At 72.3% G+C, this 16,045-nt stretch carries 9 protein-coding genes and 1 pseudogene; 7 read left to right on the top strand and 3 right to left on the bottom strand.

All coding sequences use genetic code 11. From position 1 onward, the window contains the following. The 3 genes from E1265_RS36900 to E1265_RS07985 form a co-directional block, all read left to right on the top strand. Positions 1-2,320 (top strand): hypothetical protein (locus E1265_RS36900; protein ID WP_207930999.1); only part of this gene is annotated, 2,320 nt, incomplete at its 5' end. A gap of 10 nt (positions 2,321-2,330) precedes the next feature. Continuing rightward, entirely contained in the window at positions 2,331-6,761 is a 4,431-nt protein-coding gene (locus E1265_RS07990; protein ID WP_132929534.1) for a hypothetical protein, read from the top strand. Positions 6,762-6,923: 162 nt separating this feature from the next. Continuing rightward, on the top strand, positions 6,924-8,192 hold the full coding sequence (locus E1265_RS07985) for an exo-alpha-sialidase (protein ID WP_132929533.1): 1,269 nt from the start codon (positions 6,924-6,926) through the stop codon (positions 8,190-8,192). A gap of 30 nt (positions 8,193-8,222) precedes the next feature. Here E1265_RS07985 and E1265_RS07980 read toward each other — a convergent pair whose 3' ends face one another. After that, positions 8,223-8,687 carry an SPW repeat protein gene (locus E1265_RS07980; RefSeq protein WP_132929532.1) on the bottom strand — a complete coding sequence of 155 codons (465 nt, stop codon included), beginning with the start codon at positions 8,685-8,687 and terminating at the stop codon, positions 8,223-8,225. A gap of 137 nt (positions 8,688-8,824) precedes the next feature. Here E1265_RS07980 and E1265_RS07975 point away from each other — a divergent pair, with 137 nt between their 5' ends. Continuing rightward, the gene (locus E1265_RS07975; protein WP_132929531.1) at positions 8,825-10,813 is read left to right on the top strand and encodes a glycosyltransferase family 4 protein; all 1,989 of its coding nucleotides are present in this window, start codon (positions 8,825-8,827) and stop codon (positions 10,811-10,813) included. Between the two features lie 71 nt (positions 10,814-10,884). Here E1265_RS07975 and E1265_RS07970 read toward each other — a convergent pair whose 3' ends face one another. Together E1265_RS07970 and E1265_RS07965 are read right to left on the bottom strand one after the other, a co-directional pair. After that, complete coding sequence (locus E1265_RS07970) at positions 10,885-11,355, bottom strand: hypothetical protein (RefSeq protein WP_132929530.1); 471 nt, start codon at positions 11,353-11,355, stop codon at positions 10,885-10,887. A 281-nt stretch (positions 11,356-11,636) separates the two neighbouring features. After that, positions 11,637-12,707, bottom strand: a pseudogene (locus E1265_RS07965) (silent information regulator protein Sir2); the annotation flags it as partial. A 274-nt stretch (positions 12,708-12,981) separates the two neighbouring features. Here E1265_RS07965 and E1265_RS07960 point away from each other — a divergent pair. The 3 genes from E1265_RS07960 to E1265_RS07950 all read left to right on the top strand — a co-directional run bounded on the left by E1265_RS07960 (position 12,982) and on the right by E1265_RS07950 (position 16,045). Continuing rightward, positions 12,982-13,965, top strand: a complete 984-nt coding sequence (locus E1265_RS07960; RefSeq protein WP_132929528.1) for an aldo/keto reductase — start codon at positions 12,982-12,984, stop codon at positions 13,963-13,965. A gap of 179 nt (positions 13,966-14,144) precedes the next feature. Further along, positions 14,145-14,849, top strand: a complete 705-nt coding sequence (locus E1265_RS07955; RefSeq protein ID WP_132929527.1) for an FCD domain-containing protein — start codon at positions 14,145-14,147, stop codon at positions 14,847-14,849. A 161-nt stretch (positions 14,850-15,010) separates the two neighbouring features. Next, a complete protein-coding gene (locus E1265_RS07950) occupies positions 15,011-16,045 on the top strand; it encodes a LacI family DNA-binding transcriptional regulator (protein ID WP_132929526.1) in 1,035 nt (344 codons plus the stop codon).

Raw genomic sequence — 16,045 nt, 5'->3', positions numbered from 1 at the left:
CGACCACGGCGAAGCCCCCCTCCCCCTGCAGCCGCGGGACCTTCAGGAGATCGTCACCCTCACCAGCGAGACCGGCCTGACCTCACCCGAGGGCGCCTATGTGCCCCGGCCCCTGCTCGCCCACCGTCTCCTCCTCACCCCGCTCGGCGCCACCGCCGAACTGGGTGGCTCCTGGGACTACCCGAGCCCGGACGAGGCCAGGCGGCGGGGCTTCCCCGAGGTGCTCCTGATCTCCTATCAGAACATCTCCGGCCTCGGCCGGGACCGCTTCGTCCGCAAGGAGACCTGGGGCAGGCTGTCGAGCGGCCACCTCGCGAGCCTCACGAAGACCTTCGACCGGAAGTTCCAGGCCGGCCGGGACGGGGTCTCCACGGTGGCCTACCTGCAACGCAGGTCGTTTGTCACGGTGCGGGAACCGGTGCTGTCGTACGACAGCGCCACGGTCGGGTACCGGAACGAAGGGCGGGAGATGCCGTTCCTGTCGTTGCGGATCACGGACGTCAGGTCGCCCGAGGTCGTCGGCGTGCCGGACCCGAACCTGCCCTTCGTGCGCGGCGAAGACGGCAACCCCTTCCTCTTCACGCTCATCGGCACCGACCGCGAGGGCCGCCGTGTCACCTTCAAACTCCCCCTCATGTTCCTCGAGGGCGGCGGCGAGATGCCCACCGCCATTCGCGACGCCTACAACCACGAGTCGAACGCGCCCAGGAGAACGGCCGAGAAGCTCGCCGGCCAGGTCCTCGCCCTCGCACAGCCACCCGACCAGGCGGCCGGCTCCACGGCCCTGCCCGTCACGTCGCTCGTCTTCCAACTGGTCGAAGCGTCCAATCATCCGTTGAAGGTTCTGCCGGCGCTGGCCGGCGCGCACGTCCGGGTTCCGGCGCTGGAGCACGTGACCAACAGTGGCGGCGAGGCGATGGTCGCGCTCGCCAAGGACTATGTGGACACCGGCCCGGCGGCCCACCCCAGCGGCTCCTTCCTGTCCGTGGTCGACAAGAACCTCAAGGCCACCGACCTTCCCCTGGCCTTCGGCCCGCAGAACGTCGGCGGGCTCGCCCGGCCGGACGTCAGGATCAACCGGATCACCAGCCTCGCCGGCCCCCTGCCGGGCGCCATGGCCGAGGCCCAGAACGCCGCTCCCGACACGCTCAAGGCGGCGTTCGGCGACGCCAGGTTCCTGGGCACGCTGGCCCTCGGCGACCTCCTCGGGCCCGTCCCGCCGATCGATCCTGCGACTCTCCGCGACCTGGCGGACGAGCAGGTCGAGAACCTGCTGAACACCGCCGGGCTGCCGGTGCCCGTCCTGCGCTCCTTCGAGGAGCAGGCCACACGCAAGCGGGTGATCCGCTACCTGTGGACCCCCGAGCTGGGTGGCGAAAGAGTCCCGAAGTTCATCAAGCTGGACGACACCACCCTGGCGCTGGAGGCCAGGACCGAGGTGTCCCCGAACGGCCTGACCGAGTCGCGGGTCACCGGCAGGTTGCGCAACCTCGACCTGGACTTCGCCGACATGGTCGGCGTGCACGCCGACGAGCTGTCCTTCGTCAGCAGGCCCGGGGCCAAGCCCGACGTCACGGCCTCCGGCATCACGATGGAGTTCAAGGGCGCCCTGGAGTTCGTCAACGAGCTGCGTGAGCTGCTGCCCAAGGACGGCTTCGGCGCCGGCGCGTTCGTCGACGTCTCGCCGCGCGGCATCCGCACCGGTTACTCCCTCGCCCTTCCCCCGCTGGCGATCGGGGTGTTCAGCCTCACCAACATGGTGCTGTCCGCCGAACTGTCCATCCCCTTCGACGAGGAGCCGTTCCGGTTCCGGTTCGGCGTCTCCGAACGCCACAAGCCGTTCAACGTGAGCATCGCCCCGTTCAGCGGTGGCGGCTTCCTGGCCATCACCACACGCGGGGACAAGGTCGAACTCATCGAGGGCGCACTGGAGTTCGGCGGCAGCGCCGCGCTGAACCTGGGCATCGCCGAGGGCGGTGTCTCCCTCATGGCCGGCATCTACTTCGCCCTCGGCCCCGACAAGGTCCTGCTCAGCGGCTACGTGCGCTGCTCCGGATACCTGTCGGTACTCGGCATCGTCACCGTCTCCGTCGAGTTCTACCTCGCGCTCAGCTACGAGAAGATCTCCGAGGGCGGCAAGAGCTTCCCGGAGGTCTACGGCGAGGGCCGGGTTACGGTCAGCGTCCGGATCGCCTTCTTCAGCAAGTCGGTGTCACTGCACCTGGAGCGCCGCTTCCGCGGGGACGAGGGCGATCCCCCCTTCAGTCAGTTCGTCCTCCCCGACGACTGGAACCAGTACTGCCTGGCTTTCGCCGCCTGAGGGAGCGAGCATGCCCAACCCCATCCAGGACATCCAGTGGACCGCACTCCCCGCCGGGTTCTCCGGTCCGGACGGCCGGCCCAGGGTCTCGGTGTTCGTCGCGCCCCGGCTGCGCCCCGAGACGGCCACCACCCTCGACGCATTCCCCGACTTCCTGACGTGGGCCGAGCGGATGACCCGGGCCACCTTCCAACTGGTCGTGACGGACACCGGCGGCAACCCGCTCGGGGACCCGTTCGACGCGACGCCCGACTTCGGTGACACCCCGCCCGACCCGGCGCTGTGGGCACGGTTCTTCACCAAGGAGACGCCGGTGGAACCCCACACGCCCGACGACCACACCAGTCAGGTCTACGTCAGCTACCCAGCCCGCGACGTGGCGCGCGACAACCGTATCGAGTTCGCCCGGGTCGCCGGCACCTCCCCGCGCTCCATGCCCACCGCGTCCCAGATGGCCGGGGTGGGCGAGGCGTCGGACGACGGGGGCCCTGGCGAACTCCGCGTCCGGACGACCAGCGGTGGCGGAGACGGCTCCGGGATGATGACCGCCGAGGCGGTGCGCGCCTCGGACGAGCGCATCGACGCGGCGCTGGCCGAGGCCCGGGCGCAGGCGGCCCAGGCACGCGACCGGCACGTCGCGGCCATCGCCGGCGGCGCGGAGGCCGACGTCCGGCCGCCGTTCGTCTCGCTGAACGCGCTCCACCACCGGGACCGGCACCGGGCCTTCCACCGTCCGGCGCGCCAGGCCCGGTCGACGCCGGCCCCACCCCGGCCCGTCGAGCAGAAGGAGAAGATCGACTTCCACCGGATGCTCTCCGCGCTCGGCGACCACCCCTTCCTGCTGCGCAGGCTCGGCCTGGTCCTCGACTTCCTCCTGCCGGCCGACGCCATCGCTCCCGAGGGGCCGGCGGAACGCTGCCTGCGAGTGCTGCCCACCGTGCCCTCCGACGGTCCCGCCGAGGCCACCAGGCCCATCCGGTCGTGCACGGCGTTCGTGTTCCGCCGGGACGCCGGACTGTTCGCCGCCGCCGGCCGGGACAAACGGGAGGGGCCGCTCGCCCGGGGCCTGCTGGCCCTGCCCGACGCTGACTTCTCCCTCGACCAGAGCGACATCGACGGCGCCGCCCTCAAGACCATCGGCGCGCAGGTGACGAGCACCGCCCTCATGGCTGGAGGCCAGGACGCCCCGGGGTCGGCCGCCCCGGCCCTGCGGACCAGGGGCATGGCCCTCACCCACCAGGGGCGAGCCGCCGCGCTGCACGCGCAGTTGGCGACGTCCGTCACGCGCGAGGCGAAGCTCGGCACCGCCACCGACCCGATCCCCGATCCGGTCGTGGTCCTGCACGCCGAGGACCTGGTGCGTGGACACCGGCTCGACGTGTTCGACGAGAGCCGAGGGAAGTGGTTCTCGCTGCACCAGCGGGACATCACCTATCGCGGCAGGGACCGGGACGACGTCATCGCCTCGCACGCCGACGAGGGCTTCTTCCAGGACTCGCTGGTCTCCCAGCCCGAGCAGCCGGACGTGGTCGCCGTCCACGAACAGGTGGTCAGCTGGGACGGCTGGTCGCTGTCCGCGCCGCGCCCCGGCAAGGTGCTCCCGAGCGCGGCCGGTGGGCGCACCGGGGAGGAGAGGACGGGCGGGGTGACGGCGATCGACGACGAGCCCGTGACCGCCCTGCCGCTGCGGATCGAGGCGAGGGCCGGTCAGGGTTCGCTGCCGCGGCTGCGCTTCGGCAACCGCTACCGGGTGCGGGTGCGCACCGTGGACCTCGCGGGCAACGGGCTGACGCTCGCCCAGGCCGACGCGCTGCTCGACGCGGCGGGTCCGGGCGAGGGCGCGGACCAGCTGGTGCAGCCGAAAGGCGATCCCCAGGTCTTCCAGCGGTTCGACCCGGTGCCGCCACCGACCGTCGTTCCGCGCTTCCGCTTCAACGAGGCCGAGTCGGAGCACCGGATGGTGATCCGCAGCGTCGTCGACCAGTCCCCGGAGGAGTACGCGACCCGGTTCAATCGCGCGCACCGGGACCGCGTGCCGTACCGGGGCGTGGACGAGCGGCACCTCGTCGCCCCCCGCGCGTCGCTGGAGTGTGTGGAACGGCACGGCATGCTCGACCAGGACATGTCCTCCGAGGACCCGGACGTGCGCCGCAGGGCGTATGACCTCGCGATCCGGGAGAGCGGCAGGCTGGACGACGAGGAGCTGCCGGGGGTGGAGATCGTCACGCCCGACGCCGATCAGCAGGGCAGGCGGTATGCGGTGCACACCGGCGAACAGGTCGCCGTCAGGCATCTGCCCGACCCCGCCGCGACAGGGCCGCTGGTGCTCGACCTGCCCGGCGCGGCGGAGGTCTTCACGGTCGGCTGGGACGGCCCCACCTGGCACGAGCCGAGATCGCTGCGGCTGCGCCTCGTGGAGGGCGAGGGGGAGCACCGGTTCGACTCGGACGAGCGGGTGCTGACGGTTCCATTGGCCAAGGCCACCACGCGCACCCTCCGCGTCTGCTCCCGGCTCGACATGGCCACGACCGGGCCCGTCCTGGGCGCCGTCGAGTTGTGCCGTCGCGCTCTCGAGGACGACGAGCGGGACGCGCAGGACGGTCGGGACCGGCAGGCGGAGATGACGTCCATCCACGAGGCGGTCGCCGCCAACCAGCACTGGATGGTGACGCCCTGGCAGGCGATCACCCTGGTCCACGCCGTGCAGCGGCCCCTGTCCCCGCCCCGGCTCACCTTCGGCGACGGCACCGAGCGCAAGGAGGGCGAGACGGCCGCCTATCTGTCGGGCACGGTGGACCTGCACGCGGGCAGCACCGAACGGATCGACCTGCTGGCGGAGTGGACCGAGCAGATCGACGACGGCAGGAAGGAGAACCCGCCGGGCCCGCAGGGCAAGAGCGGCGCGGTCTGGCACATCCCGCTCGCCCTGGCGAAGAAGTTCACGCTCACCGGCGCGCCTCCCGACGGGTTCCCCTGTCGGCTGGAGGGCGACCGTCTGACGTTCAACTCGCGCGCCGCCGAGGCGTTCACCCGGGACGGACGTCCCAACACCCCGGCGGTCCCGGCCAGTCACGAGTTCGGCGACACCAAGCACCGGCTGGTCACCTACCGCCCGGTGGCCACCTCGGCCTTCGCCGACCACTTCCCGGCCACGCTCAGGAACGAGGACCCGGACGCTTTCTCGACGCACGGCGACCCGGTGGAGCACGTGGTGCCCAGCAGCGCCCGGCCGGCGGCGCCGAACCTGCTGTACTCGGTGCCGACCATCGGTTTCGAGGACATCGAGGCCGAACGGGGCACCACGGTCCGGCGCCGGCGGGGCGGCGGGCTGCGGATCTACCTCGCCCGCCCGTGGTTCTCCTCGGGCGACGGGGAGTTGCTCGGCGTCCTGCTGCACGAGGGTGCGGGCGATCCGCCGGAGAACGTGCTGCCGTTCGTCACCCTGATGGGGCGCGATCCCATCCATGAGTCGGCGGCCGTCGCCCGCCCCTCGGCCGCCACCTTCCCGGGAGCGGCCCTCACGAAGCCGGGCGTGAGGCTGACCGGCCCCGGGGTCCCCGAGAACCTGACGGTGACGGTCGTCGGCTACGCGCCGAAGTTCGACGAGGCGAGCAACCGCTGGTTCTGCGACCTGGACATCGACGCCGGTGACGCCTATCTGCCGTTCGCCCGGCTGGCGTTGGCCAGGTACCAACCGAACTCGCTGGACGGCCTCCACCTGTCGCCCGTGGTGCTGTCCGAGCTCGTCCGCGTTCTGCCCGAGCGGCTGCTCACCGTCACCCGGTCCCGGCCCGACGACGGGCCGCACCCCGGCCGGTTCCGTGAGTTCATGGGACGCTTCGGCCGGCACCACCGCGGCCGGCACGCACGCGGGCGGCACCACGAGGGCCACGAGCACCGGCCGGGCCCGGTGTCGGTGCGCGTCGAGGGTCCCTCGTACCGGCCGGGGCCCAACGGCGCCCCGCGCGTGGTGGCCGTCCTGGAACGGCGCGATCCCGAGGTGCCGGACGACGCGCTCGGCTGGGTGGAGATCCCGGAGTCCCGGGTGGAGTTGGCTCGCGAGGACACGGCGACGGGCACCGTCTTCTCCGGCGAGGTGCCGCCGGCGCGCGATGGCGGTCAGGTCCGGCTGATGGTGTTCGAGACGGAGGGGTTGCGCCCGGACAGCGAGGCCGATCCGATCGATCCGACCGAGAACCGGGTGATCTACTCGGACGTGGTACCGCTCGGCCGCCGGCCAGGACCTGAGGAACGCCCGCGCGACGACCACGACGAGCGACGGCACGGACCGCGCGACGACCACGACGGCAGACCCCACGACCGTCACGACGACCGCGAGCGCCGTGACCGGCGAGACCACAGGCCGCACCGCCCCAACCTCAACCCGTTCCGCGGCCGCGGCGGTGGCGGTGGCCGAGGCGGCGGTCGTGGGGGCCACTGACGGCACGCCGCCGACATGACGTGACGTCACCTCGTCACGATCGCAACGCTGGACGTCCCACGTCCCTTGTCTTACCTTACCGAGAGGCACCGATCAGGTGCATGCCACCACTCAGCTGTTCCCCCACAACCACAGCCCCCCACAAGGGAGTTGGGAGTCGAAGTGGCTTCAACGGGCTTCAACCGCCGCACCGCGATCGCGGCCGGCCTCGGTACCGCCCTCGCCGCCAGCCTGGCCCGCACCGCGCACGCGGCCGCGCCAACCGCCGCACCGGCCGCCGCGGTGGACGACCCGGCGGGAGACGCCGCGCCGTACCACCGGGCGTTCCCGCTGTTCCGCAGCGCCAACATGTCGTCCCCCGACCGGCTTTCGTCCGGGGTCGGCTTCCACTCGTTCCGCATCCCCGCCGTGGTCACCACGAGCACCGGCCGCATCCTCGCCTTCGCCGAGGGCCGGCGGCACAACAACAGGGACTACGGCGACATCAACCTCGTCTACAAGCGCACCAGAACCACCAGTGACCACGGCGCGAATCCGGCCGACTGGGAGCCGCTGCGCGAGGTCGTCGGCTCGGGCAACGGCACCTGGGGCAACCCGACCCCGGTGGTGGACGGCAACACCGTCTACCTCTTCATGTCGTGGAACGCGGGCGACCGCAGCTTCGAGGGCGGCGACCTCCTGCCCGACGGTTCCCGCACCAGGGCGGTCGACTCGACCGACGCCGGCCGCCGGCACCTCTACCTGAGCACCAGCACCGACGACGGCAACACCTGGTCGACGCCCCAGCGACTGACCTCGCAGCTCACCCCGTCCGGCTGGGCCTGGGACGCCGTCGGCCCGGGCAACGGCATACGACTGCGCTCCGGAGAGCTGGTGATCCCCGCTCAGGGCCGCAACATCATCGGCCGGGGCTCTGCCGGCAACCGGACGTGGTCGTACCAGAGGCTGTCGCAGACCTTCAACGAGGGCACCATCGCGCAGACCCCGGACGGCAACCTCTACCGCAACGACCGTGCCCTGACCGGCGACTACCGCATGGTCGCGCGCGGCACGCTCAGCGGCTTCGGCTCGTTCGCCGCCGACACCGGTCTGCCCGACCCCCTGTGCCAGGGCTCGGTGCTCGCCTACAACGTCGACGCGCCGGCCCGCACCATCTTCCTCAACCCGGCCTCCACCAGCAGCCGTCGGGCGCTGCGCGTCCGCATCAGCTACGACGCGGACGCCCGCACCTACACGGCGAGCCGCGCCCTCGCCGACGCGCCGGTCTCCGGGGTGGGCTACGAGGGCGGCTACACCAGCATGACCAAGACCGCCGACTACCGCATCGGCGCCCTCGTCGAGACCGACTTCTTCAACGACGGGACGGGCGGCGACTCGTACCGCGCCCTCCTGTGGCGTCGCTTCAACCTCTCCTGGATCCTCAACGCCTGACCGGCACCGCGCCGCCGGGCGCGGCCGCGCTCACGCGTGCCGCGCCCGGCGCCCCGGTCCTCGGGCGGCCCGCAGCAGCCCGAGGCCGACCAGCGCGAAAACCGTGAGCAGGATCCCGATGGTCACGTCGAAGGTGCTCGGCCCGTTCACCCGGGTGTCGCCGCGGCCGAAGACGAACGGCGCCGCGATCATCCAGCCGCCGGCCAGCAGGATCACCAGGTCGGAGCGCAGACCCGCGCCCCTGGAGAGCCGGCGCCCCGCGACGAAGACCACGATCAGGCCCACCACCAGCTCGTTGCTGCTGGCGTCCTTGGCATTGTCCGCCATCTGACCCGCGACCCAGGGCCCGAAGAACAGCGCCGCCCCGGCGATCAGCATCAGCACGCTGATGATGTCGTCGTGCTGCCCCTTCCGCAGGGCGCGCCGCCGGGCGACGGCCCGGCGGTCGGCCGGTGTGGCCCCGTCTTCCCGCATCTCGGGCGTCTCCCGCGCCATGGCACCTCCCTCATGCAACTCGATGACTCACCCGCAGGTGAAGAAGCGCGTCCCGGGTACCCAACCTTCCACCGCCCACACCGGTCCCCCTTGTGCGGCGTTATCCGCTCCTCACAAGATCAACTCGGGGGGTTGTCTTGAAGATCGCTTTCCTGCTGAACAACGCCTACGGCATCGGCGGCACCATCCGGTCCGTCGCGAACCTGTCGGGAGGCTTGGCGGCGCGCGGGCACCAGGTACGGGTGACGAGCCTGTACCGGCACCGGGACACCACCAGCTTCGCGTTCGGCCCGCGGGTGCCGATCGACACCCTGATCGACCAGCGGCCCGGCTCGCGGGACCTGGAGCTGCCCGAGGCGTCGGCGCCGAGCGAGCGGCTGCCGCACTGGCGGCGAGGTGTCTCCCTGCTGAGCGACCGGCGCATGGCCGACCACCTGGCGACCCTGGACGCGGACGTGGTCGTCTCGACCCGCCCGACGCTGAGCCACTACCTGGGCACGCTCGGCGCGGGACGCCCGTACCTGAGGGTCGGCCAGGAACACTCCACACTGGGGAGACGCCATTCCGCCGCACGGAGACTGCAGTTGTCGTCCGTGCCGCTGCTCGACGCGTTCGCGCCCGTCTCGGACGCGGACACCGCCGCCTACCGCGCCGCCTTGCCGGCCGTGGCCGAGCGGATCGTGTGGATCCCCAACTCCTCGGTCCCGCCGGCCGTCGCGCCGTCCAACGGCGACAGCAGGGTGATCGTGGCGGCCGGCCGTCTCGTGGACCAGAAGCGTTACGACCGCCTGCTCGACGCCTTCGCCCAGCTGACGGACGAGTTCCCCGACTGGCGGCTGCGCATCTACGGCCGGGGACCGCTGCGGGACGAGCTGCGCGCCCGCGTCGAGCATCTCGGCCTGTGGGACCGGGCCCGGCTGATGGGCGCGGTCTCCCCCATCGAGACGGAGTGGGCCAAGGGCTCGATCGCCGCCGTGACCTCCTGGTGGGAGTCGTTCGGCCTGACCATCGTGGAGGCCATGGCCTGCGGCGTGCCTGTGGTGTCCACCGACTGTCCGACAGGCCCGGCGGAGATCATCACACCCGGCAAGGACGGCCTGCTGGTTCCCGAGGACGGCGGGCCGGACGCCATCGCGCACGGCCTGCGCACCCTGATGGTGGACGACGCGCTGCGCCACCGCATGGGCGCGGCCGCGCTGGAGACCGCCAAGCGCTACACGCCCGACGTCATCGCCCGGCGCTACGAGGAGCTGTTCGCCCGGCTTGGGCCCCGGACCAGGCCCGCCCGACGCGGCAGGCTGCGCCGACTGCTCGCCGGCCTCAGGGCCACGCCGCACGCGCCGGCCGCGAAGGCGATGGGCCAGCCGCCCGCCGCCCATGCGGTCGCCCGCCGCGACGGGGCCCTGGCCGTCCGGGTCGAGCCGGCGGCCCGAGGCGACCTGGTCCTGCGGCTGCGCGGAGCGGCCAAGCGCACCGAGGTGCTGGTCCCACTCGACCGCGACGGCCGCACCGTCATCACCCGGGACGAGCACGACCTGGCGGAGGGCCGCTGGGACGCCTTCCTCGCCATCGCCGGCCCCCGCAGGCCCCGGCGGGTCGCGGCGCGGCTCGTCGAGCGGGCGGCCCTGGTCACGGCCCGCCCGGCCGTCGCGGCCGGCGGCGTCAGCGTCTGGATCCCCTACACCACCAAGGACGGCAACCTCACCCTTCGGGTGTGGCGACGGCCGGCGCACGCCGCGGTGGAGTCCGTCGAGATCACCGAGGAGGCGACCGCCGTCACGGTCACCCCGCTGCCGGCGGCGACCACGGTGACCGGCGCCGCGGCCCGGGCCGAGGGCGGCGCGCCGCTGGCGCTGCCCGTGGAGCCGGACGGCGAGGGCCGGCTGCGGATCGTGCTGCGCCACACGCTGGCCGCCCGGCTCGCCGCGGCCCCCGCCTGGCGTCTCCGGCTCACGGTCCCCGAGGAACCGCCCGTCCCCCTGGGCCGGCTGGCGGGCGACACGCCCGACCGCAGGCGAACGGACGTCCACCCGGCCATCCGCCGCGACGGCGTAGAACTGCGCCTGGCCTTCACGATCGACAACGAGCTCACCCTCGTCACGGCCCCGAGCACGACGAGCGCCTAGCGGGGACGGCGTGGGTGGTGGGTGGACGAGCCGCCCACCCACCACCCGACGGGCCGTTTCCGCCCGGCGGATCAGAACACGAACGGCCCGGGCGACTGCGGCGAGGTCGCCGTGCAGGTCACGGTGATGATGCCGAAGACCGTGAACCTGAGCGACTGCGCCTCGAGCACGTCACCGGCGGTGACCGTACCGCTCAGCGGGCCGGTGGTGACGGCGTCGCCCGCGCCCATCGCCGGGTTGCTGCTGCCGGTGAACGTCGTCGTGCCACTGCCGTTCCTGGTGAGCGTCAGCGTGGAGCGAACGGAGCCGGCCGGGACGTCGATGGGCGCGGTGACCGCCGACGAGGTGAGGGTGATGGTGGCTGAGGTGCCGTTCTGGGTGGCCACGAGCGTCGCCTCGCCCGAGCCGTACGTGCCGCAGTCGGCCGAGACGGTCGCGGTCGTCGGCTCGACCGCGGAGGCGGCGGGTGCCAGGGCGAGGGCGCCGGTGGCTAACGCCGCGACCGTCGTCACGGAACCGATCCTGAGCTTGCTGCGTCGCATGGGAACTACCTTTCGGCGTGGGGGAGTTACCTGGCATTGCGACAGCGCGGGCCCGCGCGGCGGAGTGGTGGCCGGAGTGCGTACGGCGCAGCGGCTCTCAGGGCCGTACCGGCTTGCCCGTCGCTCTCTGACGGGCTGTCACTCCTGCGAGGTTCATTGACTCGCCTGGAGAGGCGGATGGCAAGGGGGTCGACCCATGATTTTTACGCGCCAGTAAGAAACGAGCCGGCACCCGTGGTGACGGGTGCCGGCCCTGTTGGGGGGACGCGTTCGGTCGTCGGTTACGGTGTGACGACCCGGCCGCCGAAGGTCACGGTGAGGCGGCCGTCGGAGGCGAAGGACCAGCCGAGGGCGCCCGAGTACGTGGCGCACCGGGAGCCGTTGGAGCCGGAGTACCACTGGTTGGAGCTGTCGGAGTTGCCGACGATCCGGTCGTTCGACCCGCCGTTGCAGGAGGTGTTGTTCCGGAACACCGAGCTGCCGGCGTCGAAGTTGAAGTTGCGCTCCTCGCTGCCGATGCTCACGTTGTTCGAGATCGTCATCGAGCCCGGGTTCCGGTTGTAGGTGAACCCGTGTTGGCCGTTGTCGACGGCGATGTTGCGCCGGATGACGTGGTTGATCGGAACGTCCTCGCCACCGAGCTTGTAGCCGTTGCGGTCGCCGTTGGTCAGCTGGGTGCCGTCGCTGAGGGTGCCGTTCTCGTAGGAGAGGGAGTCCTCCACGGTCACCGGGCCGATCGCCTCCTCGTCGGCGTAGGTGTAGAGGTCCCAGCCGTCGTCGGCGTTGTTGTGGGCGACGGCGTAGCGGAAGACGTTGCCGTTGCCGACGGTGAGCTTGGCCGCGAAGCCGTCCGCGTCCTCGCCGTCGGAGTCGGCGTTGTCGTGCGACTCGGCGCTCAGCACGAGGTTGTTGGAGGGCCATTGGGCGCGCGGGGTGCTGGAGGAGATCCGCGCGATCTGCAGGCCGGTGTCGCGGTTGTAGCGCGTCAGGGTGCGCTCGAGGATGTTGTTGTTGCCGCCGACGAAGATGCCGTTGTCGCCGGCGCGTTCGACGGTGATGCCGTAGACGTGCCAGTAGTTGCCGTTCACCGCGAGCCCGCGGTTGGAGGAACTCTCGCTCTGGGCGGAGAAGTTGAACACCGGCCGCTCACCGTTGTACGCGGTCAGCCGGGTGCGGGCGCTCGAGGTGCCGTTGTTGCCCGGCGGGATGGTGACGGTCGTCGAGAAGTTGTAGGTGCCGCCGCGCACGTAGATCGTCCCGCCGGGGTCCACGCGGCTGATCGCGGAGGTGAGGGTCGTCGGGGCCGATATCGTGCCGGCCGCGCCGTCGGTGCCGTTCGGCGCCACGTAGAGGGTCGCGACCGCCGCCTCGACCGGCGCGGCCTGGGCGGTGTCGACGGTGGCCAGTCCCGCGACGGCGGCGAGCAGACCGGCACACCAGGCCGTCGCCACTGTCCTCGTTTTCCTTCGTGCGGGCATGTCGTGCCTTCCTTCCCAGACGGCTCTGCATGGGGGGTGGGGGGCCGCGCGGCTCGGGCGGAGTTCAGGCTAGATCGTCCTGTGTGGACGATCAGGGGCACCATGTGGACTATCGCGCGCATCCTGTAAACCAGTGGAGAGGGAGAACATGCGGCAACGGGTCTTCGGCAGGAGCGGCCAGCGGGTTTCCGAGGTCGGCCTCGGCACCTGGCAACTCGGGGCGGACTGGGGCGAGGTGAGGGAGGACGAGGCGCTCGCGGTGCTCGAGGCGTCCGTCGAGTCCGGGGTGACCTTCTTCGACACCGCGGACGTCTACGGGGACGGGCGCAGTGAGCGGCTGATCGGCCGGTTCCTGCGCGAGCGCCCGGACGCGGGGGTGTTGGTGGCCACCAAGATGGGCCGCCGGGTGGCGCAGGACCCGGCGCAGTTCACCCTGGACAACTTCCGTGCGTGGACGGACCGTTCACGCCGGAACCTGGGCGTCGACCGGCTCGACCTGGTGCAGTTGCACTGCCCGCCCACGCCGGTCTTCTCCTCGGACGCCGTCTTCGACGCGCTTGACACCCTGGTCGAGGAGGGGCGGATCGCGGCGTACGGGGTGAGCGTGGAGACGTGCGCGGAGGCGCTCACCGCGATCGGACGCCCCGGCACGGCGAGCGTGCAGATCATCCTCAACCCGTTCCGGCTCAAGCCGCTCGAGGAGGTGCTGCCCGCCGCCGACGACGCCGGGGTCGGCATCATCGCCCGCGTGCCGCTGGCCAGCGGCCTGCTGTCCGGCCGGTACACCGAGCACACCGTGTTCCCGCCGGACGACCACCGCACCTACAACCGGCAGGGCGAGGCCTTCGACCAGGGGGAGACCTTCTCCGGCGTCGACTACGCCACGGGCGTGGCGGCGGCCGTGGAGTTCGCGGAGCTGGCGCCCGAGGGGGCCACCCCCGCGCAGACGGCCCTGCGCTGGATTCTCCAGCAGCCGGGCGTCTCCACGGTCATCCCCGGTGCCCGCGACCGCGACCAGGCCCACGCCAACGCGGCGGCCGCCGCGCTGCCGGCCCTGCGGGACGAGACACTCGACGCCATCCGCGACCTCTACGACCACCGCATCCGCCCCCTGGTCCACGACCGCTGGTAGCCCCGCCACGCCGGCCCGACCGGCGAAGCGCGCGCCGCCGAACCCGCCGGCGCGGCCGCCGCGTCCCCGCCGGCGCGGGTACTCGCGCCGGCGGGTCATCGCCCCGTCAATAACTATTCATAAATAATGTCCAGGCTAGACTGGGCGCGTCCGATCACCCTCCACCCCGGGAGCTCGTCATGGCGGCCTACTCAGCCCGCGGCGTGCACGGGCAGGTGGTGCACCAGCTGGGTGCGCGCATCGTCGGCGGCGAGTTCACCGAGGGCGACACGCTGGACGTGCGGGCGCTCGGCGAGCAGCTCGACGTGAGCATCACCGTGATGCGCGAGTCGCTGAAGGTGCTGGCCGGCAAGGGCCTGATCGACGCCCGGCAGAAGCGCGGCACCTTCGTCCGCGCCCGCTCGGCGTGGAACCTGCTCGATCCCGACGTGATCCACTGGCGGGTCGTCAGCGGAGACTCGGAGCAGCTGCTGCGGGACCTGGCCGACGTGCGTTCCATAGTCGAGCCGGCCGCCGCCCGCCGGGCCGCGCTGCGCCGCACCGAGTCCGATCTGGCCGCGCTCGACGCGGCGCTGGCGGCGATGGCCGGTGCGCACGGCGACTCCGCGGCGGCGACCGAGGCCGACACCGCGTTCCACCGGGCCCTGTTGGCCGCCACCGGGAACGAACTCCTCGGCCGGCTGGACCTGTTGCTCGAGCCCGGGCTGCGGGAGCGGGACCGCCTGGTGCACGCGCACCCGGCGGCGGGCGATCCGGTGCCGAGCCATCGCGCGGTGCTGGACGCGGTCCGCGACCGGGACGCGGCGCGCGCCGAGCTGGCGATGCTGGAGCTGCTGGCCAAGTCGGCCGAGGATCAGGACCTGTTGGCCGCGGGCGAAAGCTGAGTGAGAGTCAACATCCGCCCGGCGCAAGGGTGTCGGGCAGGTATCGATCGACGACCACCCCTTGACGGGCCGGGAAACACGACAGCAACATCTGTAAACGATTACAGCCGCTGGAAACGATTACAGAAACCGGAACTATCCCAAGAAAAGGGACGGATGGGATGCCGAACGGTGGACAACCGACCATCGTGTCGATCGCGCGGCGCGCTGGCGTCTCGACCGCCTCGGTCTCCCGCGTGCTCAATGGTCAGGGCGCCCGCCGGGACACCACCGAGCGGGTGCGCCGCGCCGCCGCCGAGCTCGGCTACGTGCCCAACGCGGTCGCCCGTTCCCTCAAGGGCGGCAGAACGAGACAGCTCACCTTCGCCATGCCCGACATCGGCAACCCCGTCTACGTCGCGATGGTCAGGGCGATCCAGGCCGTCACCAAGGCCGCCGGCTACCGCCTGCTGCTGCACTCGACCGACGCGGTCGCCGAGGACGAACTGGCCGTGCTGCGCAGCCTCGGCGACCGCACGAGCGACGGGCTCATCCTCTGCCCGATCCGCATCACCGACGAGCACCTGGCGGCGCTGGCCTCCGCGGCGGGCCCCGTGGTGGTCATCGGCTCGCTGCCGGAGCCCGGCCCGGTGGACAGCGTGCGGGCCGACTCGGTCGCCGGCGCCGCGCTCGCCGTGCGGCACCTGCACGAGACGGGGCGGCGGCGGATCGCCTACATCGGCGGCCCGTCGGACACGGTCCCGGGACACAACCGCGACCTCGGCTACCGCGCCGCGCTCGCCGTCTGCGGCCTCCCCTACGACCCGGACCTCGTCGTCCACACCGACTTCGGCATCGAGCAGGGCCAGGCCGCGGCCGAGCGACTGCTCGCCGCCCGCCCGGACGCCGTCTTCTGCGCCAACGACCAGCTGGCGCTCGGCGCCGCGCACGCCCTGCTCGCGCACGGCCTTCGGATACCGCACGACCTCGCCGTGGCCGGCATGGACGACAGCGCGCTCGCCCAGGCCGGCTGGCCGCCGCTCACCAGCGTCGACCTCGGCTCCGCCGAGCGCGGCCGGCGCGCCGCCCTGATGCTCCTCGACCGACTCGAAGGCCCGGCCGGGAACCCGCTCGTGCCCGCGCCCCGGACCACCACCACCCCGCCCCGCCTCGTCGTGCGCGCCTCCACCGCGCCGGCGACCGACCCCAGAAGGTGA

The sequence above is a fragment of the Streptomyces sp. 8K308 genome (genome assembly GCF_004348315.1).
Taxonomy (GTDB): Bacteria; Actinomycetota; Actinomycetes; order Streptomycetales; family Streptomycetaceae; genus Streptomyces.
Note: the sequence above shows the minus strand (reverse complement) of the source record. Positions and strands in the feature narration are given on the sequence as shown.